This window comes from Methylobacterium sp. WL119, assembly GCF_008039875.1.
Classification (GTDB): domain Bacteria; phylum Pseudomonadota; class Alphaproteobacteria; order Rhizobiales; family Beijerinckiaceae; genus Methylobacterium.
The window spans coordinates 201121-220846 of sequence record NZ_VRUU01000002.1 but is presented as its reverse complement, the minus strand read 5'-3'; the positions used below and the strand labels follow the sequence as shown (position 1 = coordinate 220846).

Here is a 19726-nt window from a genome sequence, read left to right as displayed (position 1 = left end):
GACCGCCCGTCACCGACACGGCCTCGATCATCTCCGAGCGAACCGCGTCCGCCACCGCCCGGAGATCGCTCTCCGGAAGCAACCGCAACGCGGACGTCTCGGACAAACCGTCCAAAATCGAGGGGGCGTTTTCTTGAGGTGTCAATGAACCACTCGCTCGCTTATGACGTCCGGCCCGAAAGGCATCCGTGGCAGGCCGCGTCGATCCGAGGCGACCGGCACGCGGTCCGCCTCTCGTGTGACGACGGGGTCGTTCCGACCACGCCTCGACCGAATTCGCCGTCGCCCGCTCGCGGGAACGTTGGTACGGCCGCTGTCATGATAGTGCCAATTACGGACCTTGTGGGATCCGATCAATGTTTCATCCCTCTCTTTTCCCGGTTTCGTGCCTTCACTGCCACATGAGGCCCGCGTCGCTCCGCATTGTGCTGCCCGGAATCCTGACCATTCTCACCACCGTTTTCAGCACCGGAGCCGAGGCCGATCCCCGCCCGGTCGACGGGGACTTCACGTTCGCGTGTGCCTATCTCGGGGATTGCCCGCCGCGGACCGTGCCGGGTGGGCCCGACCGAGACGTGCGCCCGTTCGAGGGGACGCTCGGGCGGCCGTGCGCGTGGCGCGAGCGCCCGACGCCGTCGGGCCCGCGAAGGGTCCGCACGTGCTCCTGAAGCTGGCTCGCCTCGCCGCCGTCGTCCTCCTGCTCGGATGCGGCGCGGCGCGGTCGTCGGACGCCTGCCCGGCGCTGTTCGCCGACGGCCGAGCGCCGGAGCTGACCAACCCGAAGCTCGCCCCCAGGACGCTGGCCCTGTGCTTCGATGCCTACGCGGTGCTGCATTCCGGCGTGGCGCGAACGCCGCTCTACGCCGCGGAGCACCTGACGCGAGCGAGCGTCGCGGCGGCGCGGCTGGTGGAGCGGATCGACGCCTTCCACGACGAGGACCGCGTCCCGCCGGACGACCGCGCGCGGCTCGACGACTACGTCCGCAGCGGCTTCGACCGCGGCCACCTCGCGCCGGCCGGCAACATGCCGACCGGCGAGGCGCAGGCGCAATCCTTCAGCCTCGCCAACATCGTGCCGCAGGATCGCGTGCTGAACCGGAGCCTGTGGGCCGCGATCGAGGAGAGCACCCGCCGGCTCGCGACCCGGCGCGGGCAGCTCTTCGTCGTGACCGGGCCGGTCTACGCGGGCGACGAGCTCGCCTCGATCAACGGCCGGGTGCTGGTGCCGACGCAGATGTTCAAGGCGATCTACGATCCGGTGGCCGGGGAGGGCGGTGCCTGGCTCGCGCCGAACGACGGCAGCGGGACCTTCCAGTCGGTGTCCCTCGCTGCGCTCCGCACCATCGCCGGGATCGACGCCTTCCCGTCGCTGCCGCCGGGCCAGAAGGCCTCGGCGATGACCCTACCGGAGCCGCGCGCCTATTCCCGCGACGACATCGCCAACCATCGTCCCCGCGGACGGGAGCAGACCTGGCAGGACTGGCTCGGCCACGAGGCCGTGCGCGCGCTGCACCGTGCGCTGCGGCAACTGCTCCGCGCGATCTTCTGAGGATCAGCCATGAAGAAATCCAAGGACGGCGAGGCCGCCTTCGAGCCCTTCGCCGACGGGGCCGCGGTGAGGACCATCGGGGCGCTCGCGTTCGAGAACGGCCCGGAGACGATCGCGCTCCACGGCTCCCTCGACCTGACGCGGGACGCGGCGGGCCTAGCCCAGGCGCGTGCGCTCAAGGCCACGGTCGACGCGATCGTCGCGTCGCTCGAGGCGGCGGACCTGCCGGGCAGGGTCGCCGAATCGGCGACGGAACCGACCATCGGGAAGAACCCTTTCGCCTGACGGCGACGGCGATCCGCTCGCTCAGGCGATCCGCACGCTCGTCAGCGCCTCGGCAGCGCGACGGACCTCGGCGGCGATCAGCTCCTCGCTCGCCCCGTCGATCGGCATGTCTGCCAGGAGCACCGCGACGTCGCGCTTCACATCCTCTCGAACCTCGGGGTCCTCCTCCGACAGGCGCCCGATCAGCACGCCCATCACGATCTCCATCGCCAGCATCTTCGCGTAGAGGCGGGAGACGGCGTCGAGGGGCTCGTCGTCGGGTTCGGACATGGGGTTCCTGACTGTTGTGGATCGCGGTGGCACGAAGGCCCGGCAGTGCCGCGCCGTGCGCGTGATCGGCCGGAGCGGGACCGCCGCGCAAGCCTCGCCGGAGATCAACCCCTCGGTCTCGCCGGACGAGACCCGATCGTCACGGGGCCTGCGTGGTGGGAGAGGGACCCGCCTCCGTCGCTTGCGGCTCGGCGCCCGGCGCCTTGCGCGACACGTAGTACAGGTCGATCGCACGCCAGAAGGCGCCCTGCTCGTCCGACGTGCGACGCGCGAGCGCCGCGTCGAGAAGCGACATCGCTGCACGGGCGGGCGCGTTGCCCTTCACGTCTTCCAGAAGGCTGGCGAAGGTCAGCATGGGGGCGCCTCTCCCGGACGAATGCTTCGAGGAAACGCTCAAGCTCGGGGAACGATCCGGCATGACGGTTCGGCGAGGGCGACGCTTCGGCGAGCGGCTTCGTTCTTGCCTCGTAGGACGGCCGGCCTACCATGCGGCCGGCACGCCGCGCCGCGGCGGTCATGACGAAGGATTGTCGATGCTGTCTGTCAGATCCAGCCGGTGTGCCGCGGTCGCGGCCGTTCTCCTGGCGAGCCTGTCGCTGCCGGGGGCGGCGATCGCGCGCGAGATGCCCGACGCGGCGGTCGAGGCGAAGGTCGGCAAGCCCAACGTGGTGATCCTGGCCACCGGCGGCACCATCGCCGGCGCCGGCGCGGATGCCGCCAACAGCGCGACCTACCAGGCGGCCAAGGTCGGCGTCGAGAAGCTGATCGCGGCGGTGCCGCAGATGTCGGCCATCGCCAACGTCCGCGGCGAGCAGGTCTTCCAGATCGCCTCCGAGAGCTTCACCGACGCGCAGCTGGTGCAGCTGGCCAAGCGCGTCTCGCAGCTCGTCAAGCAGAGCGACGTGGACGGCGTGGTCGTCACCCACGGCACGGACACGTTGGAGGAGACGTCGCTGTTCCTCAACCTCGTGGTGAAGACCGACAAGCCGATCGTCGTCGTCGGCTCGATGCGCCCGTCCACCGCCATCTCCGCCGACGGCGCGCTCAACCTGCTCGACGCGGTCGCGGTCGCCGGCAGCAAGGAGGCGATCGGCAAGGGCGTGACGGTGACGATGAACGACCAGATCCAGTCCGGTCGCGACGCCACCAAGCGCACCAACATCGTGCCGAGCGCGTTCTTCAGCCAGTGGGGCTCGCTCGGCATGGTGGTCGAGGGCAAGACCTACTTCTTCCGCAGCCTCGACAAGCGCCACGGCACCAGCTCCGAGTTCGACATCGACACGATCGACAGCCTGCCGCTGGTGGCGATCGTCTACGGCTCGGGCAACATGTTCCCCGGCGCCTACAAGGCCGCGGTCGATGCCGGCGCCAAGGCGATCGTCAATGCCGGCACCGGAAACGGCTCGGTGCCGGGCTATCTCGTCGACACGCTGAAGGACATCCGCGCCAAGGGCACGCTGATCATCCGCTCGTCGCGGGTGCCCGACGGGTTCGTGCTGCGCAACGCCGAGCAGCCCGACGACACCTACGATTGGGTCGTCGCGCACGACCTGAACCCGCAGAAGGCGAAGATCCTCGCGGCGGTCGCGCTGACCAAGACCAGCGACACCAAGGAACTTCAGCGGATCTTCTGGCAGTACTGAGGCTCGACGCTCCGGCTTCCCCTGCCGTCTTGCCCGTCGCCGCCATCTTACGGTCGGGCAGCGGGCCTAGACGTTCGCATCACGGTCGGCTCACCCGAGCCCGACCACGGACAGGACGGTCTCGGAGCGCTTCGGCTCCGAGCCGTCGAGAGGGCATGCGATGACAGAGATTCATCCGGTGGTCGCGGCGGTGACGGCCCGCATCGTCGAGCGCTCGCGCGACTCGCGGGCCGCCTATCTCGACCTCATCCGGCGCGAGCGGGATTCGGGCGTGCACCGGCCGACGCTGGCCTGCGGCAACCTCGCCCACGGCTTCGCGGCCTCCGGCGAGGACAAGGCCGCGATCCGCTCCGGCCGCGCGATGAACATCGGCATCGTCACCGCCTACAACGACATGCTGTCGGCGCATCAGCCCTACGGACGCTACCCCGAGCAGATCAAGCTGTTTGCCCGCGAGGTCGGCGCGACGGCGCAGGTCGCGGGCGGCACGCCGGCGATGTGCGACGGCGTCACCCAAGGCCAGCGCGGCATGGAGCTGTCGCTGTTCTCGCGCGACGCCATCGCCCTGTCGGCGGCGGTCGCGCTCAGCCACGGCATGTTCGACGGGGCAGCCCTGCTCGGCATCTGCGACAAGATCGTGCCGGGCCTGATCATCGGCGCGCTGCGCTTCGGCCACCTGCCGACGATCCTGATCCCGGCCGGGCCGATGCCGACGGGGATCGCCAACAAGGAGAAGCAGCGCATCCGCCAGCTCTATGCCGAGGGCAAGGTCGGGCGCGAGGAGCTGCTGGAATCGGAATCCGCCTCCTATCACGGGGCCGGCACCTGCACGTTCTACGGCACCGCGAATTCCAATCAGATGATGATGGACGTGATGGGCCTGCACATGCCCGGCGCCTCGTTCATCAATCCGGGCACCAAGCTGCGACAGGCCGTGACCCGCGCCGCGATCCACCGGCTGTCGGAGATCGGCGCGTCGGGCAACGACTACCGGCCGCTCGGGCGCTGCATCGACGAGAAGGCGATCGTCAACGCGGTGGTCGGGCTGCTCGCCACCGGCGGCTCGACCAACCACGCGATCCACCTGCCGGCGATGGCGCGTGCCGCCGGCATCGTTCTCGACTGGGAGGATTTCGACCGGCTGTCCGGTGTGGTGCCGCTGATCGCCCGGGTCTATCCGAACGGCTCCGGCGACGTGAACCACTTCCACGCCGCCGGCGGGATGAGCTTCGTGATGGCGAGCCTGATCGACGCCGGCCTGCTGCACGACGACATCCTCACCGTGTCCGGTTCGCGCCTGCGCGACCACGCCCGCGACCCGAAGCTGTCGGGCGACGCGCTGACCTTTGAGGAGGCGGTGCCCGAGAGCCTCGACGACACGATGCTGCGCAAGCCCGCCGCGCCGTTCCAGGCCGATGGCGGGATGCGCCTGGTGAAGGGAAACCTCGGCCGCGCCACCTTCAAGACCAGCGCCGTGGACGAGCACCGTCGCACGATCGAGGCGCCGGCCCGCGTCTTCGACGACCAGGACGACGTGCTGAAGGCGTTCAAGGCGGGCGAGCTCGAGCGCGATGTCGTCGTTGTGGTTCGCTTCCAGGGCCCCCGCGCCAACGGGATGCCGGAACTGCACAAGCTCACGCCGCAGCTCGGCGTGCTGCAGGACCGCGGCCACAAGGTCGCCCTGGTCACGGACGGCCGGATGTCGGGTGCGTCGGGCAAGGTGCCGGCGGCGATCCATCTCAGCCCGGAGGCGCTCGGCGGCGGCCTCATCGCGAAGATCCGCGATGGCGACATCGTGCGGCTCAGCGCGGAGGAAGGGCTGCTGCAGGTGCTCGTCGACGACGCGGAACTCGCCGCCCGCGACGAGGCTGCGGCGCCGCCGCCGGCCACCGGGACCGGGCGGGAGCTGTTCGCCTTCATGCGCCACGGCGCCGACGGGGCCGAGCAGGGCGCCTCGGCGATGCTCGCGGCCGCCGGCCTCTGATCACGAAACGGGAGATCCAACCATGACCGGCATCGACGCGCTGATGCGCTCCGTCCCCGTGATCCCCGTCCTCGTGATCGAGGACATCGAGCATGCCGAGCCGATCGCCCGAGCCCTGGTGGAGGGCGGCCTGACCGCGCTCGAGGTCACGCTCCGCACGCCGGCCGCCCTCGGAGTGATCCGCGCGATGTCGCGGGTGGAGGGCGCGGTGGTGGGGGCGGGAACGGTCCTCAACGATCGCGACCTCGACGCGGCGATCGAAGCCGGCGCGACGTTCATCGTCAGCCCCGGCCTCACCGCGCCGCTCACCGAGGCGGCGTTGAAGCGCGGCATCCCCTACCTTCCGGGGGTGGCGAATGCCGCCGACATCATGCGCGGGCTCGACCACGGGCTCGACCGGTTCAAATTCTTCCCGGCGGAAGCGTCCGGCGGGATCAAGGCGCTGAAGGCGCTGGCCGCCCCGTTCGGGCAGGTCCGGTTCTGCCCGACCGGCGGCATCTCCGAGGCGACGGCGCCGGACTGGCTCGCGCTCGACGCCGTTCTCTGCGTCGGCGGAAGCTGGGTCGTGAAGCCCGGCGCGCCGGACGTGGACGCGATCCGCAAGGCCGCCCTGGCGGCGACCGGCCTGCGGCGCTAGGCGCACGAAAACGCCCGCCCCGGTTTCCCGGAGCGGGCGCAACGTCTCGGATCGGATCGATGCCGATCCGCTATACTGAATCAGCAATCGTTCTTGGCAGCCTGCGCGGCGGTCGGGTTGCCCTTGTCCTGAGCGTTGACGTCCGCCGGCGAGGTGGCTCCGGCGGCGGAACCGGCCTTGTTCATCGCGCCGACGGTGCCGGGCGACTCGCCCTTGGCGCCGGGGCTGGTGTTGGCGGTGGCCTTCGGATCGACCGTCGAGGCCTTGCTGGCGTCCTTGTCGGGGGTGACGGTGGTTCCGGTCGAGCACGGCGCGGCGAACGCGGCCGACGACATCAGAACGAGGGCGGCGGCACCGGCGAAAGTGGTGATCTTGGTCATGCGTTTCTCCGCAGTTTCTTGAGGCGGGTATCAAACGTCAGGACTGCCGGAGGGTTCCTTTATTATTTCAACCTGGCAATGCGGACGGGTGAACCCTCCCGCATTGCTGTACGGCGACTTCGAGCGACGACGATGAGCCGTCTAACGGCGGTGTCTTACGTTTTGCAGCCGGGACTATTCCGCTGGCGCGACGGCGCGAAACTCGCGCGGGCTGAACCGGCCGTCCCCCGTGCTCTGCATGTCGACCCGGCGCTGATGGTGCTCGTGCAGGGTCGAGCGATGGCCGATCGAGACGATCGTGGTGTTGGGCAGGGTCTCGCGCAGCATCTGGTAGATGCCGGCCTCGCTCGGCTCATCGAGGGCGGCGGTGGATTCGTCGAGGAACAGCCATTCGGGCTTGGCCAGCACCGCGCGGGCGATCGCCAGGCGCTGCTGCTCGCCGCCGGACAGGCGCTGGTCCCAGGCGTCGACCTCGTCCAGGCGATCGACCAGAGCCGGCAGTTGCGCCGCGACCAGCGCCTCGCGGATCGCCGCGTCCGGAAACTGGTCGGTGGTGTTCGGGTAGCACACGGCACCGCGCAGCGTGCCGAGGGGAATGTAGGGCCGCTGCGGCAGCACCAGGGCCGATTGGCCGGCGGGCACGTCGATCCGGCCCTTGCCGAACGGCCAGATCCCGGCGATCGCGCGGAACAGGGTCGACTTGCCGGAGCCCGAGGGGCCGGTGACGAGCGTCGACGCGCCCTTCGTCATCGCAAGGCTGTCGGCGGTGACGATCGTCCGCCCGTCGGGCAGGGCGAGCGTCAGTCCGGTCGCGGTCACGTCGGACCCGGTGGCGTTGCCGTGGCCGAGCCCGTCGGAGGCGGCGGAATAGGCCTCGGCCAGCGTCATCGCGCGCTTGAACGAGGCGAGACGGTTGGTGTTGGCCTTGTAGGCCGCGATCGTGACGTAGGAGTTGATGAAGAACGACAACGACGACTGCACGCTGGAGAAGGCGTCGCCGGTCTGCTGGAACTGTCCGAGGGTGATCTTCTTGAGGAAGTAGCTCGGCGCGGCGAGGATGTAGGGAAACACCACGCTGATCTGGCTGTAGGACAGCGTGAAGCTGCCGAGCTTGATCCGCCGGTAGATGATGCCGAGGTAGTTGTCGATGATCTCGCCGAACAGGCTCTTCAGCCTGACGTTCTCCGCGCGCTCGCCGCGCAGGAGCGCGATCTGCTCGGAGTAGATTCGCGAGCGGGCGAGCGAGAAGCGGAAGTCGGCCTCGACCTTCTCCTGCCGGAAGTCGAGCCCGATCAGCGGGCGTCCGATCAGGTGCGTCAGCCAGGTGCCGACCAGCGCGTAGCCGACGACGAGCCAGACCAGGAAGCCCGGGACCACGGTGTCGGTGAACGGCAAGACGAAATCGCGCGACAGGCCCCACAAGATGACCATGAACGAGACCAGGGTCGCCGCCTGTGACAGCAGGCGGATCGAGAGCGTCGTCGTCTGCGAGATGAACAGGTTGACGTCACTCTGGATGCGCTGGTCCGGGTTGTCCGCGTGCTCGCCGGTGAAGGGGATGCGGTAATGCGTGCCGCCGTCGAGCCACCGCTCGTAGAAGCTCCGGGTCAGCCAGGTCCGCCAGCGCAGGTGGAGCGACGCGTCGACGAAGGTGTCGAACATGCCGACCACGACCCAGATCGTGGCGAGCGGGGCGAAGATCCAGACGAGCTGGTACCAGAACGCGTCGGCATTGTACTCCTGCAGCGCATTGAACAGGTCGCGGAACCAGAAGTTCAGGCGCAGCTGCAGCGCCACCTGGGCGAAGGTGATGAAGATCGACAGCGCCACCAGCCGCTGCCCGACCTTGCCCTCGGTGTTGCCGAAGAAGCGGAACGGGCCGATCTCCCGGGTCGGCGCCTCGCGGCTGGCGAAGTACGGATCGGCGATCAGGGTGATCGCGCGGATCGGCTTCAGGTAGGAGATCGCCAGGACCAACCCGCCGAACACCACGGCGCCCGTGGCCGCGAAGTGCGGCGGGAGCAGGGCGGCGAGCGTCGGCGGCAGCGCTCCCATCGCGGCCAGCGTCTTGCCGCCGGCGAGCACGAGGTAGCCGATCCCGTAGACCGAGACGAAGACCTTCAGGTAGGCGGAGAGGTTGGCCGAGGCGAGCAGGATGCCGGCCATGGCGAAGCCCGCGAGCGAGACGTAGAGCGGCGGGGCGGGGACGCCGGGTGCCGCCAGCAGCGCGAGGGCGGCGAGCGCCGTGAGGACGGCCTGCAGGCCGAGCCCGCTTCGAAGTGCGGCCACGCGCGTCTCCCGGAAATCTTGGCGATCGGCTCCGTTCGCGAAGCCCTTCCCGGCGGCAGTGACCGCGGGTCGTGGCGAGATCGTGGCACCGGCCCGGGCGCGACGCTCAACCGCGCGTGAGCCGGCCGCCTACCAGTTCCATTCCTCGAAGCCCGGCTCGCGACAGCGATAGCCGATCGGGCATTGCGGGTTGTCGCGGGTGGGCACGAGGCGAAGCTCGGCGATTTCGGACAGGTCGCAGAAGCTGCGGTCGCGCACGATGCGCTCGGGCTGCGCGCCGCCGACCGCGATCGTCACGTCGCCGCCGCGCTTGACCATCTCCATCGCGTCCGCGCAGGCGATGCGCGGTGTCGCCTGCCGCGTCTGCGCCGAGGCCGGCCCCGACACGAGGGCGATCACAAGAGCCGTGGCGAAGCATCTCATCGCTGGGAATCGGGCGCCTCGTTGGCTCGCCCTGAAGGGAGCGGCGCGCGAGCATGGCAGTGAATTGGCGCACCCGCCATTGCACCGATGCAACGCCGGAAGTGTCGCGTCGAAGACCCACCTGCGATCCGTCGCCGCCGCAGCGCCGTATTCGCGCGTTTAGGGATTTCGCGCCGCGCAAGACTTGTTAAGATTTCGTCGCCCGCGGTGCGCAGTCTGCGAATCGCTGGATCTTCGAGGCGGCGTCCCGGCGGACCTTCGGCATCTCCATCGCTCCCGCGTCGCGACGGACGGGCGCACGGAAGATTTCGGCGTCGGATGCGTGCGGCCCACGAAGGGGAGGGCGGGATGACGATGGCGGCGGGGCTCGAGGCGTACCCGACGGAACAGAGCAGCGGAGCGGGCCGTCCCGTTTCGAAGCGCTGGGTCGCGCTGTTCGTCGCGCTCGCCGCCGGCTGGGGCACCCTGTTCGGGTACAGCGTGACGTTCCTCAGCGAAGATCTCCCGTTCAGGCCGGCCGCCGCCGCCCCGCCGGAGGTGCCCGCCTTCGGCTTCCCCCCCTTGCCGCAAACCATCGCGGTCGCGGCCGCGACGCCGGTGCCCGAGGTACAGGTGCCGCGCGTCGTCGAAGCGCCGGCTCCGGTCGTCGCGGCGGTCTCGGCACCGGCCGCTGCTCCGGTGCCCGCACCGCCGCCGCGCGTGGAGCGCGCCGAGTACGTCGGAACCTGGGGGCCGACCGAGGCCGCCTGCGGCAAGCGCTCGCGCCGACGCGGCTACATCCCCGCGACGATCACGCCCGAGCGCGCCAGTGCCGGGCGGACGATCTGCAGCTTCCACGACGGCCGACGCGTCGGGAACGCCTGGACCATGGCCGCGGACTGCGCCGAGCGCGGCCGGCGCTGGTCCTCCCAGGTCCGCCTCGTCGTCGACGGCGACCGCCTGACCTGGACGAGCGGCAAGGGCACCGCATCCTACGTCCGCTGCGGAAAGCGGGCGGGCTGACACGGCGCGTCGTCGATCGCTCCTGTCGTCCTTTTCGCAGAATCGCCGCCGCGGCTCTCGTCGACTTCCCGGTTGAAAGGCTTGAAGCGCGTCGCGTCAGAGCCTCCCGCTCAGGATGTCCGCGGGAGGCCGCGCGCGCGCGGCCAATGGTCGAGACAGATCTGCTGCAGGCTTCCCCGAAGCCGCCCGAGCCCCCTCGTCGTCCAAGCGTCCGCTCGCCGATCGTTTCACAGCGTCGGGAAGACGGCGCCGACCCAGGCCCAAGCGCAACGAAAAAAGGGGCCGCCTCGCGGCGACCCCCTTCCGACGTTGCAATGGTGGCTCGGACTTAGAAGTCCATCCCGCCGCCCATGCCGCCCATGCCGCCGCCGCCGCCCATGGGGGCGCCGCTGTCCTTCTTCGGAGAGTCGGCGATCATGGCTTCGGTGGTGACGAGCAGGCCGGCGACCGAGGCCGCGTCCTGCAGCGCGGTGCGCACGACCTTGGCCGGGTCGATGATGCCGGCCTGGATCATGTCGACGTACTCTTCCGTCTGGGCGTTGAAGCCGTAGGACTCGGAGCTGGTGTTATCGGTGATCTTGCCGACGACGATGGAGCCCTCGACGCCAGAGTTCTGGGCGATCTGACGGATCGGGGCCTCGAGCGCCTTCAGCACGATCTTGATGCCGGCCTGGACGTCGGGGTTGTCGCTCGAGAGGGCGGCGACCGCCTTCTTGGCGCGGAGCAGGGCGGTGCCGCCGCCGGGGACGATGCCCTCTTCCACCGCAGCGCGGGTGGCGTTGAGCGCGTCGTCGACGCGGTCCTTCTTCTCCTTGACCTCGACCTCGGTCGCGCCGCCGACGCGGATGACCGCGACGCCGCCGGCGAGCTTGGCCAGGCGCTCCTGGAGCTTCTCACGGTCGTAGTCCGAGGTGGTCTCCTCGATCTGCGCCTTGATCTGCCCAACGCGCGCCTCGATGTCGGCCTTCTCGCCCGAACCGTCGATGATCGTCGTGGTCTCCTTCTCGATGCGGATCCGCTTGGCGCGGCCGAGCATCGGCAGGGTGACGTTCTCGAGCTTGATGCCGAGATCCTCGGCGATCATCTGGCCCTGCGTGAGGATCGCGATGTCCTCAAGCATCGCCTTGCGGCGATCGCCGAAGCCCGGCGCCTTCACGGCCGCGACCTTCAGGCCGCCGCGCAGCTTGTTGACCACGAGGGTGGCGAGCGCCTCGCCCTCGATGTCCTCGGCGATGATGACCAGCGGCTTGCCGGTCTGCACCACGGCCTCGAGCACCGGCAGCATCGCCTGGAGCGACGACAGCTTCTTCTCGTGGATGAGGATGTAGGGGTCCTCGAGCTCGGCGACCATCTTCTCCGCGTTCGTGATGAAGTACGGGGACAGGTAGCCGCGGTCGAACTGCATGCCCTCGACGACGTCGAGCTCGGTCTCAGCGGTCTTGGCCTCCTCGACGGTGATGACACCCTCGTTGCCGACCTTCTGCATCGCGTGGGCGATCATCTCGCCGATTTCCTTGTCGCCGTTCGACGAGATCGTGCCGACCTGGGCGACCTCCTCGGACGAGGCGACCTTCTTGGAGCGCGCGATGATGTCCTTGACCGCGGCGGCCGTGGCGAGGTCGATGCCGCGCTTCAGGTCCATCGGGTTCATGCCGGCGGCGACGTACTTGGCGCCTTCGCGGACGATCGCCTGGGCGAGCACGGTCGCGGTGGTGGTGCCGTCACCGGCGATGTCGTTGGTCTTCGAGGCCACTTCGCGCACCATCTGGGCGCCCATGTTCTCGAACTTGTCGGAGAGCTCGATCTCCTTGGCGACGGTGACGCCGTCCTTGGTGATGCGCGGCGCGCCGAAGCTCTTCTCGATCACGACGTTGCGGCCCTTCGGGCCGAGCGTCACCTTGACGGCATCCGCGAGGATGTCGACGCCGCGGAGCATCTTGTCGCGCGCGTCGGAGGAGAAACGAACGTCTTTCGCTGCCATGTGCAGGATTCCTTTTCGTTGGTGGAAAAGCCCCAAGACCCGGGCGGGCCTCGAAGGGCGATTACGTCAGGTGTCCGAAGACCTCAGGCGACGACGCCCATGATGTCGGATTCCTTCATGATCAGGAGATCCTGACCGTCGATCTTGACCTCGGTGCCCGACCACTTGCCGAACAGGACGCGGTCGCCGGCCTTGACGTCGAGCGCGTTGATGCGGCCGGCCTCGTCGCGGGCGCCCGGGCCGACGGCGACGATCTCGCCTTCCTGCGGCTTCTCCTTGGCGGTGTCGGGGATGATGATGCCGCCCTTGGTCTTCTCTTCGCCTTCGATGCGGCGGACGACGACCCGGTCGTGCAGCGGACGGAACTTCATGAGCTGCCCTCTTGTTTGAATTCGCAAATCGGCGTTGATGCCGCGGAGACCCGCGTCCAACCCTGGCCGTTAGCACTCGTGGAAGATGAGTGCCAAGGCTGCGGGCGAGATAGCGGCGGCCCCTTAGCGAGTCAAGTCTGTAGAACCCGCGGCGGCCGTCGCGCGCCGGGTTTCTCCCCTCATCACAAGCGCCGACGGAATTCCTTTTCATGCTCAGCCTGCACGGCCCCGAGGGCGCGCTCGCGCCGAGCGACACCGGCGGCCGCGCGGCCGTCCCGACCCAGACCGTGTGGATCGACCTCAACGATCCGACCCCCGAGGAGGCCCGGGCGGTGGAGGAGGCCACCGGCATCCGCGTGCCCTCGCGCAAGGCGCTGTCCGAGGTCGAGAGCTCCAGCCGCCTGCGCCGGCTGAAGAACGGCCTGTCCCTCTCGACGCCGATGGTGACCTTCGAGAGCACCGACTCGCTGCTCAAGCCGCTCGGCTTCGTCCTGACGCCGGACCACCTCGTCACCGTGCGCTTCCACGAGCTCCGCGCCTTCACCGAGGTGCGCAAGCGGATCGACGAGGGGGAGGTCGCCAAGACCGGGATCGAGGTCTTCCTGCTGCTGATGGAGGAGCTGGTCGACAGCCTCGCCGATGCGCTCGAGGACATGGGCGCCGAGCTCGACGGCCTCTCGACGCGGATCTTCGACTTCGACGTGCGCGCCCGACCGTCGAAATCCGACGAGAAGGCTCCGCCGCGCCGCCGCGACCTGGCGCTGAAACGCATCCTGCGGGGCATCGCCCGCCGCGGGAAGGTGCTCGGCAAGATCCGGGCGAGCCTGCTCGGCCTCGAGCGCATCGTGCCCTTCGTCGCCGGAGCCTGCGAGCAGGTGCTGGCCCAGGAGGAGACCGATGCGCGCTTCGAGACGATCCGCCGGGACATCGAATCCCTCGACGAGTTCGAGACCCGGCTCTCGGAGAACGTCCAGTTCCTCCTCGACGCGGCCTTGGGCCTGATCAACATCGAGCAGAACAACGTCTTCCGCGTCCTCACCGTCGTCTCGGTGGTCGGCGTCCCGCCGACGCTGATCGCCTCGATGTACGGGATGAACTTCAAGCACATGCCCGAGCTGGATTGGGCCTACGGCTACCCCTACGCGTTCAGCCTGATCCTCGCGAGCGCGATCATCCCGATCGTGGTGTTCCGTATCAAGGGTTGGTTCTGAGGCGGCGCGTCAGAGGACATCGCGCCGCTCGATCACGGCGAGGATCGTCTCGCGGACGCCGTCGAGGTTTTCGTCGATCTCGGCGTTGGCGATGCGGACGACCTCGAACCCGCATCGTCCGAGCCATTCGGTCCGATCGGCATCGGACGCGATCGCGGCCTGCGATCTATGCGTCGCACCCACGACCTCGACGACGCGCTTCGCCTCGATGCAGGCGAAATCGACGACGTAGCGATCGATCGGCCATTGCCGCCGGAACTTGCGCCCGTTCAGCTGCCGATTGCGGAGGACGCGCCAGAGCCGTGCCTCCGCACCGGTCTCCGCCGCCCGCAAATTCGTCGCACGCTGCGTCGGGTTCGGCATGCCATGACCTGACCTCACACGCCGACGCGACCTCGCGGATGCGCGACGCACTCCCTTTCCCGTTCGGGAGAGGGTTGGGGTGAGGGGACAGGTTCATCCGGAGAAGTCGCAACCCTCACCCTGTCCCTCTCCCGGACGGGAGAGGGGACCCGCGCTTCCCCCTATAGGAAGTGTAGATCGTCCTGCCCTTCTCCCCCTGGGAGAAGGGACCCGCGGTTCACCCCACGATCGCTGAGAAGTCTGCGACTTCGCGGGTTGCGGCGCGCAGCGCATTGAGGAGGGCGAGGCGGTTCTCGCGAAGCGCCGCGTCGTCGGCGTTGACGGTGACGTGCTCGAAGAAGGCGTCCACCGGGGCGCGCAGGTGCGAGAGCGCCCGCATCGCGCCGGCAAAATCCTCCTTCGCGACCGCCGCCGAGGCCTCGGCCCGCGCCGTCGCCAAAGCCTCGGCCAGCGCCCGCTCCTCGGGCTGGCCGGCGTCGGCGAGCACGGCATCGGGCTCGGCATCGTAGGCGCGGCCGTCTTTCTTTTCCTCGATGCGCAGGATGTTCGAGGCGCGCTTCACGCCGGCGAGCAGGTTCCTGCCGTCCTCGGTGTCGAGGAAGGCGCCGAGCGCCTCGACCCGGCGGACCACCATCAGCAGGTCGTCCTGGCCGGGCAGCGCGAAGACCGCATCGATCAGGTCGTGGCGGGCGCCCTTGTCGCGCAGGTAGACCTTGAGGCGATCGGCGAAGAAGGCCAGCAGGTCGGCGACGCGCTGGGCCGACGGGCTTCGGTCGGCCTCGCCTTCGGTCTCGACGATTGCTGAGAAATGGAAGCCGGCCGAGCCGAGATCGTCCTCGCGGATGCTTGCGGGCTCGGCGGAGGCGGCCGGCGCGCCACGGGTTTCCGCGATGGCGAACTGTCGGTTGGCGACGCTCGAAAGCGGCAGCCGCAGGGACCGCTCCAGCGTGGTCCGGATCACCCCCAAAGCCGCCCGCCGCAGCGCGTACGGGTCCTTGCTCCCGGTGGGCTTCTCGTCGATCGCCCAGAAGCCCACCAGCGTGTCGAGCTTGTCGGCGAGCGCCACCGCCACCGAGACCGGATCGGTCGGCACGCGGTCGCTCGGCCCGACCGGCTTGTAGTGCTCCTCGATCGCGGCACAGACGCTCGGGTTCTCGCCCTGGAGCGCGGCGTAGCGGGCGCCCATCAAGCCCTGCAGCTCGGGAAACTCGCCGACCATCTCGGTGACAAGGTCCGCCTTGGCGAGCCGCGCGGCGCGCTCGGCGAGGTCGGCATCGGCGCCGACGAGGGAGGCAAGCTCACGCGCGAGCGCCGCGATGCGCTGCACCCGCTCGCCCTGCGTCCCGAGCTTTTCGTGGAACACGATGGTGTCGAGCTTCGGCAGGCGGTCCGCGAGGCGGATCGCTTTGTCGGTCTCCCAGAAGAATTTCGCGTCCGAGAGCCGGGCGCGGACCACGCGCTCGTTGCCCGCGGTGATCGCGGCGCCGCCGTCCGTGGCGACGAGGTTCGAGACCAGGATGAAGGCCGGTGCCAGCGCGCCGCCGGCGTCGCGCACGACGAAGCATTTCTGGTTGGCGCGGATGGTGGCGCGCACCGCCTCGCCCGGGATGTCGAGGAAGCTTTGGTCGAAGGTCCCCATCAGCACCACCGGCCATTCGACGAGGCCTGCGACCTCCTCCAGCAGGCCCTCGTCCTCCACGAGCTCGAGGCCGCGGGCGAAGGCGAGGTCGCGGGCGTCGTGCAGGATGATGTCCTTGCGGCGATCCGCATCGAGCACGACCTTGGCGCGCTCCAGGCTCCGGACGTAGTCGTCGAAGCGACGGACCTCGATCGCGCCGGGCGCCAAGAAGCGGTGGCCGTAGGTGGTGGTGCCCGACGTGATGCCGCCGACCTCGAACGGCACCAGGTCCGGCGTCTCGGTCTCCGGGCCGAAGGTCGCGACGATCGATTGCAGCGGGCGCACCCAGCGCAGGGCGCCCGCCTGCGCCGAGGCCGCCCCCCAGCGCATGGATTTCGGCCAGGGGAAGCTCTTGATGATCGCCGGCAGGATCTCGGCCAGCACGTCCAGCGTCTCGCGGCCGGGCTTTTCGATCACCGCGAGGTAGAACTCGCCCTTCTTCGGGTCGATAATCGTCCGCGCCTGGTCGAGGCTCGTCAGCCCGGCGCCGCGCAGGAAGCCCTGCACCGCGGCGTCCGGCGCGCCGACCTTCGGTCCGCGCCGCTCCTCGCGCAAAGCCTCGCCGCGCGCGGGCAAGCCGGCGACGTGGAGCGCCAACCGGCGCGGTGTCGCTAAGGCCTTCGCGCCGTCGTAGAGGAAGCCGCGCTCGACCAGCGCGTCGGTGACGAGCTTCTTCAGGTCCTCGGCCGCGCGCCGCTGCATGCGGGCCGGGATTTCTTCGGAGCGGAGTTCGAGCAGCAAATCGGGCATGGCCGCGGGAATAGACGCCCGCTCCGCGTCCGTCGAGACGGAGCATGCGGAGAGGCGCGGGATGCCGCCGCTGATCTGCGCGTCGCGCTCGGGCTAGGGCAGCTTCGCAGAAAGGATCGTCACGAGATCCCAGGTTTGCGCCGTCGTCGAGCGCACGTCGGCGATCAGCCAGCGCCCGTTCTCGCGCACGAGATCGTAGCGCAGGTCCTGCGGCGTGCCGTTGTGGAAGGTCGCCTGCACCTCCGCACGCGCGTCGTTGGATGCGAGCATGGTGAGCTTCAGGGTCTTCTCCCAGTTCGCCTCCGTGTCCTGTCCGTTCACGTAGAAGGCGAAATCCAGTCGGCCGACCTCGTTTCCGGCCTCGCGCCGGTCCCGCTAGTAGAGCGAGCGCAGGCGCGCCGCATAGAAGCCGACCGCGCCGATATCGTCCTTGGCGTAGAACGCGCGCACGGTCTCGACCGGGTCGGTGGCGGACTGGGCGAAGGCCGGAGCAGCGCCGAGGGCGAACAAGGTCAGGGTGGCGAACGCGAACCGGTTCATGCCGCCGCCGGCGCGCCGCCGGCCTCCGTGAGCAGCCAGGCCGCGCCGCAGGCCTTGGCCAGCTCGCGCACCCGCAGGATGTAGCTCTGGCGCTCGGTCACCGAGATCACGCCGCGGGCGTCGAGCAGGTTGAAGACGTGGCTCGCCTTGATGCACTGGTCGTAGGCCGGCTGAACCATGCGGTGGCGCGCGCCAGCGCGCTCGGGAGCGCCGGCGTCGAGGTAGAGGCGGCAGGCCTTCTCGGAGTCGGCGAACTGGCGGAACAGCATCGCCGTGTCGGCCGCCTCGAAGTTGTGCCGCGAATACTCCTGCTCGGCCTGCAGGAACACGTCGCCATAGGTGACCTTTTCCGCGCCCGCCCCACCGTTGAAGTTCAGATCGTAGACGTTCTCCACGCCCTGCACGTACATCGCCAGGCGCTCCAGCCCGTAGGTCAGCTCGCCCGCGACCGGTGCGCATTCGAGGCCGGCGACCTGCTGGAAGTAGGTGAACTGGCTCACCTCCATGCCGTCGCACCAGCATTCCCAGCCGAGACCCCAGGCACCCAGCGTGGGGCTTTCCCAGTCGTCCTCGACGAAGCGGATGTCGTGCAGGGCGAGATCGACGCCGATCGCGGCGAGCGATTCGAGGTAGAGCTCCTGCAGGTTCTCGGGGTTCGGCTTCAGGATGACCTGGAATTGGTAGTAGTGCTGCAGCCGGTTCGGGTTCTCGCCGTAGCGCCCGTCCTTCGGCCGACGCGAGGGCTGGACGTAGGCGGCCTTCCACGGCTTCGGGCCGAGCGCGCGCAGCGTCGTCGCCGGGTGGAACGTGCCCGCCCCGACCTCCATGTCGTAGGGCTGCAGGATCACGCAGCCCTTGGCGGCCCAGAAGCGCTGCAGGGTCAGGATCAGGCCCTGGAACGACGTTTTCGGGCTGAGATCGGCATCGCTCGGCATGGGCGCTTCTTCGTCGTCGGGCAGGGGAGGCGGCAGCGTTTAAGCGCGGGCGACCGCATTGGGCAACCGCGACGCCGGCGCGGGTGCGGGCGCACACCGAATGCGGCGCAATTTCGGCAGACAAGCGGAACCGTATCGCGACGGCCAAGTTTATTGCCCAACACTGGGATATCGGCCGCCCGCCCCGGCCGAACGCGACGGAACAACAGTCATGCGCAGCCTCGCCAAGAAGAACGTCACCGTCTTCGCGGTCCTCGTCGCCGCCTCGCTCGTCGCGACACCGCTGGTGATGAGCGCCAGCAGCGCGCTGGCCACCGTGGACGATGTCTCGGCGGTGGCCGTGCCGGTCGCGGTGGTGCCGGTCGAGGTGGCGCCCGTCGCCGCGCCGGCCGTCAAGGCCGAGGGCTGCACCCGCAAGGTGCGGGTGGTCTACAGCGGGTACGGCACGCCGGACGCCGCCTGCCTCGCACGCTGAGCGCGCCGTCGTGTGACGGCCTTGCGGCCTGCGCGCGACGTCGCCTCACAGGCCGTAACGCGCCCAGGCAGCACGCTCCTCGATCGCGGCGATGGCCTCGTCGGTCAAGCCGATCCCGCCCGGCGCCCCGCGGCGCAGCAGGCGGGCGACGAACGACCCCTTCGCCTCGGCGATCAGCCTCAGGTCGACGCCCTCCCCGAATCGGGCGCGCAGCGTCGAGCGGATGTCGCCGATCGCGTCAACGAGCCCGAGCTCGAGAGCCTGCCGTCCCGTCCAGATCGCCCCCGTGAACAGGTTCTCGCCGGACCTCAACGTCGGGCGACGCGTCGTGACGAGACCGGTGAACAGGTCCTGCACGTCGGCCTGGATGCGCAGCAGGCGCTCGACGTCGGCCGGGTCCTCCGGCCGGAACGGATCGAGCATCGCCTTGGCGTCGCCCTGGGTGTGGACGCGGCGCTCGACGCCGATGCGTGCGAGCAGCTTGTCGAACCCGAAGCCGGCCGAGACGACACCGATCGAGCCGACCACCGAGGTCGGGTCGGCGACGATGGTGTCGGCCGCGCAGGCGATCATGTAGCCGCCCGACGCCGCCACGTCCTCGACGAAGGCGTAGACCGGCAGGTTCTTCTCCACGGCGAGATCTCGGATGCGCCGGTGGATCAGGTGGGATTGCGCCGGCGCGCCGCCCGGCGAGTTGATCACGATCGCCACGGCGACCGCGCCCGGCACAGCGAAGGCGCGCTCCAGGCTGCCCGCCACCGTGGCGATCGAGAGGCCCGGGCGCAGCGGCGAGACCGCGCCGATGGCGCCGTTCAGGCGCACCACGGCGACGCGCGGCCGCGTCTTGCGAAAGCGCGCCGGCAGGAGCGCACGCACAAAATTCGGAACGGCGAAGGACATGAAGATCCGATAGTGGGAGAAGGCCCGCGTCGGGGGAGGTGGTGATCGCCGGCTCCGCGG

20 protein-coding genes and 1 pseudogene are annotated in these 19726 nt (G+C 69.5%); 8 read left to right on the top strand and 13 right to left on the bottom strand.

The annotated features are described in order from the left end of the window. The first annotated feature begins 664 nt into the window (after nucleotides 1-664). Nucleotides 665-1549: a DNA/RNA non-specific endonuclease gene (locus FV227_RS02175; protein WP_246686519.1), complete on the top strand. Its 885-nt coding sequence runs from the start codon at nucleotides 665-667 to the stop codon at nucleotides 1547-1549. Nucleotides 1550-1558: 9 nt separating this feature from the next. Beyond that, on the top strand, nucleotides 1559-1834 hold the full coding sequence (locus tag FV227_RS02170; protein ID WP_147725392.1) for a hypothetical protein: 276 nt from the start codon (nucleotides 1559-1561) through the stop codon (nucleotides 1832-1834). 21 nt (nucleotides 1835-1855) lie between these two features. On the opposite strand, the gene FV227_RS02165 is transcribed toward FV227_RS02170, so the two are convergent. Together FV227_RS02165 and FV227_RS02160 are read right to left on the bottom strand one after the other, a co-directional pair. Beyond that, nucleotides 1856-2104 carry a hypothetical protein gene (locus tag FV227_RS02165; RefSeq protein WP_147725393.1) on the bottom strand — a complete coding sequence of 83 codons (249 nt, stop codon included), beginning with the start codon at nucleotides 2102-2104 and terminating at the stop codon, nucleotides 1856-1858. Nucleotides 2105-2243: 139 nt separating this feature from the next. Next, nucleotides 2244-2459 carry a hypothetical protein gene (locus FV227_RS02160; RefSeq protein ID WP_147725394.1) on the bottom strand — a complete coding sequence of 72 codons (216 nt, stop codon included), beginning with the start codon at nucleotides 2457-2459 and terminating at the stop codon, nucleotides 2244-2246. 178 nt (nucleotides 2460-2637) lie between these two features. On the opposite strand from FV227_RS02160, the gene FV227_RS02155 reads away from it, so the two are divergent. From FV227_RS02155 to eda, 3 genes are all read left to right on the top strand, one after another. After that, the gene (locus tag FV227_RS02155) at nucleotides 2638-3747 is read left to right on the top strand and encodes a type II asparaginase (RefSeq protein WP_147725395.1); all 1110 of its coding nucleotides are present in this window, start codon (nucleotides 2638-2640) and stop codon (nucleotides 3745-3747) included. A gap of 160 nt (nucleotides 3748-3907) precedes the next feature. After that, the gene (edd, locus tag FV227_RS02150; protein ID WP_147725396.1) at nucleotides 3908-5731 is read left to right on the top strand and encodes a phosphogluconate dehydratase; all 1824 of its coding nucleotides are present in this window, start codon (nucleotides 3908-3910) and stop codon (nucleotides 5729-5731) included. 22 nt (nucleotides 5732-5753) lie between these two features. Next, a complete protein-coding gene (gene eda / locus FV227_RS02145) occupies nucleotides 5754-6368 on the top strand; it encodes a bifunctional 4-hydroxy-2-oxoglutarate aldolase/2-dehydro-3-deoxy-phosphogluconate aldolase (RefSeq protein WP_147858197.1) in 615 nt (204 codons plus the stop codon). 80 nt (nucleotides 6369-6448) lie between these two features. Here eda and FV227_RS02140 read toward each other — a convergent pair whose 3' ends face one another. From FV227_RS02140 to FV227_RS02130, 3 genes are all read right to left on the bottom strand, one after another. Next, nucleotides 6449-6748, bottom strand: a complete 300-nt coding sequence (locus FV227_RS02140) for a hypothetical protein (protein ID WP_147725398.1) — start codon at nucleotides 6746-6748, stop codon at nucleotides 6449-6451. A 174-nt stretch (nucleotides 6749-6922) separates the two neighbouring features. Continuing rightward, nucleotides 6923-9037, bottom strand: coding sequence for an ABC transporter ATP-binding protein/permease (locus FV227_RS02135; protein ID WP_147858196.1), 2115 nt, complete (start codon nucleotides 9035-9037; stop codon nucleotides 6923-6925). Between the two features lie 129 nt (nucleotides 9038-9166). Further along, entirely contained in the window at nucleotides 9167-9460 is a 294-nt protein-coding gene (locus FV227_RS02130) for a hypothetical protein (protein WP_147725400.1), read from the bottom strand. A gap of 318 nt (nucleotides 9461-9778) precedes the next feature. Between FV227_RS02130 and FV227_RS02125 the strand changes: the two genes are divergently transcribed. Next, nucleotides 9779-10462: a peptidase inhibitor family I36 protein gene (locus FV227_RS02125; protein ID WP_246687867.1), complete on the top strand. Its 684-nt coding sequence runs from the start codon at nucleotides 9779-9781 to the stop codon at nucleotides 10460-10462. A 328-nt stretch (nucleotides 10463-10790) separates the two neighbouring features. Here the strand turns inward: FV227_RS02125 and groL are convergent, their stop codons facing one another. Together groL and groES are read right to left on the bottom strand one after the other, a co-directional pair. Next, nucleotides 10791-12443: a chaperonin GroEL gene (groL, locus tag FV227_RS02120; RefSeq protein ID WP_147725401.1), complete on the bottom strand. Its 1653-nt coding sequence runs from the start codon at nucleotides 12441-12443 to the stop codon at nucleotides 10791-10793. A gap of 83 nt (nucleotides 12444-12526) precedes the next feature. Then, a complete protein-coding gene (gene groES / locus FV227_RS02115; protein WP_055886789.1) occupies nucleotides 12527-12814 on the bottom strand; it encodes a co-chaperone GroES in 288 nt (95 codons plus the stop codon). A gap of 209 nt (nucleotides 12815-13023) precedes the next feature. Here groES and FV227_RS02110 point away from each other — a divergent pair, with 209 nt between their 5' ends. After that, the gene (locus tag FV227_RS02110) at nucleotides 13024-14025 is read left to right on the top strand and encodes a magnesium transporter CorA family protein (RefSeq protein ID WP_147725402.1); all 1002 of its coding nucleotides are present in this window, start codon (nucleotides 13024-13026) and stop codon (nucleotides 14023-14025) included. Nucleotides 14026-14034: 9 nt separating this feature from the next. On the opposite strand, the gene FV227_RS02105 is transcribed toward FV227_RS02110, so the two are convergent. The 5 genes and pseudogenes from FV227_RS02105 to FV227_RS02090 form a co-directional block, all read right to left on the bottom strand. Further along, entirely contained in the window at nucleotides 14035-14388 is a 354-nt protein-coding gene (locus FV227_RS02105; RefSeq protein ID WP_147725403.1) for a DUF559 domain-containing protein, read from the bottom strand. Between the two features lie 217 nt (nucleotides 14389-14605). After that, entirely contained in the window at nucleotides 14606-16816 is a 2211-nt protein-coding gene (glyS, locus tag FV227_RS02100) for a glycine--tRNA ligase subunit beta (protein WP_147858195.1), read from the bottom strand. A 93-nt stretch (nucleotides 16817-16909) separates the two neighbouring features. Then, nucleotides 16910-17161: pseudogene (locus FV227_RS29615) on the bottom strand (DUF3828 domain-containing protein); the annotation flags it as partial. 30 nt (nucleotides 17162-17191) lie between these two features. Then, a complete protein-coding gene (locus FV227_RS29610; RefSeq protein WP_246686516.1) occupies nucleotides 17192-17356 on the bottom strand; it encodes a hypothetical protein in 165 nt (54 codons plus the stop codon). Continuing rightward, complete coding sequence (locus tag FV227_RS02090; RefSeq protein WP_147725406.1) at nucleotides 17353-18291, bottom strand: glycine--tRNA ligase subunit alpha; 939 nt, start codon at nucleotides 18289-18291, stop codon at nucleotides 17353-17355. Before FV227_RS02090 ends, FV227_RS29610 begins: the two co-directional genes overlap by 4 nt. A 211-nt stretch (nucleotides 18292-18502) precedes the next feature. On the opposite strand from FV227_RS02090, the gene FV227_RS02085 reads away from it, so the two are divergent. Then, nucleotides 18503-18766, top strand: a complete 264-nt coding sequence (locus FV227_RS02085; RefSeq protein ID WP_147725407.1) for a hypothetical protein — start codon at nucleotides 18503-18505, stop codon at nucleotides 18764-18766. Nucleotides 18767-18811: 45 nt separating this feature from the next. Here FV227_RS02085 and FV227_RS02080 read toward each other — a convergent pair whose 3' ends face one another. Beyond that, a complete protein-coding gene (locus tag FV227_RS02080) occupies nucleotides 18812-19666 on the bottom strand; it encodes a S49 family peptidase (protein ID WP_147725408.1) in 855 nt (284 codons plus the stop codon). Nucleotides 19667-19726: the final 60 nt, after the last annotated feature.

Coding starts and splice junctions, on each gene's coding strand:
- FV227_RS02170 (WP_147725392.1), top strand. CDS start 1,559: ATGAAGAAATCCAAGGACGGCGAGGCCGCCTTCGAGCCCTTCGCCGAC.
- FV227_RS02165 (WP_147725393.1), bottom strand. CDS start 2,104: ATGTCCGAACCCGACGACGAGCCCCTCGACGCCGTCTCCCGCCTCTAC.
- FV227_RS02160 (WP_147725394.1), bottom strand. CDS start 2,459: ATGCTGACCTTCGCCAGCCTTCTGGAAGACGTGAAGGGCAACGCGCCC.
- FV227_RS02155 (WP_147725395.1), top strand. CDS start 2,638: ATGCTGTCTGTCAGATCCAGCCGGTGTGCCGCGGTCGCGGCCGTTCTC.
- edd (WP_147725396.1), top strand. CDS start 3,908: ATGACAGAGATTCATCCGGTGGTCGCGGCGGTGACGGCCCGCATCGTC.
- eda (WP_147858197.1), top strand. CDS start 5,754: ATGACCGGCATCGACGCGCTGATGCGCTCCGTCCCCGTGATCCCCGTC.
- FV227_RS02140 (WP_147725398.1), bottom strand. CDS start 6,748: ATGACCAAGATCACCACTTTCGCCGGTGCCGCCGCCCTCGTTCTGATG.
- FV227_RS02130 (WP_147725400.1), bottom strand. CDS start 9,460: ATGAGATGCTTCGCCACGGCTCTTGTGATCGCCCTCGTGTCGGGGCCG.
- FV227_RS02125 (WP_246687867.1), top strand. CDS start 9,779: ATGCGTGCGGCCCACGAAGGGGAGGGCGGGATGACGATGGCGGCGGGG.
- groL (WP_147725401.1), bottom strand. CDS start 12,443: ATGGCAGCGAAAGACGTTCGTTTCTCCTCCGACGCGCGCGACAAGATG.
- groES (WP_055886789.1), bottom strand. CDS start 12,814: ATGAAGTTCCGTCCGCTGCACGACCGGGTCGTCGTCCGCCGCATCGAA.
- FV227_RS02110 (WP_147725402.1), top strand. CDS start 13,024: ATGCTCAGCCTGCACGGCCCCGAGGGCGCGCTCGCGCCGAGCGACACC.
- FV227_RS02105 (WP_147725403.1), bottom strand. CDS start 14,388: ATGCCGAACCCGACGCAGCGTGCGACGAATTTGCGGGCGGCGGAGACC.
- glyS (WP_147858195.1), bottom strand. CDS start 16,816: ATGCCCGATTTGCTGCTCGAACTCCGCTCCGAAGAAATCCCGGCCCGC.
- FV227_RS29610 (WP_246686516.1), bottom strand. CDS start 17,356: ATGAACCGGTTCGCGTTCGCCACCCTGACCTTGTTCGCCCTCGGCGCT.
- FV227_RS02090 (WP_147725406.1), bottom strand. CDS start 18,291: ATGCCGAGCGATGCCGATCTCAGCCCGAAAACGTCGTTCCAGGGCCTG.
- FV227_RS02085 (WP_147725407.1), top strand. CDS start 18,503: ATGCGCAGCCTCGCCAAGAAGAACGTCACCGTCTTCGCGGTCCTCGTC.
- FV227_RS02080 (WP_147725408.1), bottom strand. CDS start 19,666: ATGTCCTTCGCCGTTCCGAATTTTGTGCGTGCGCTCCTGCCGGCGCGC.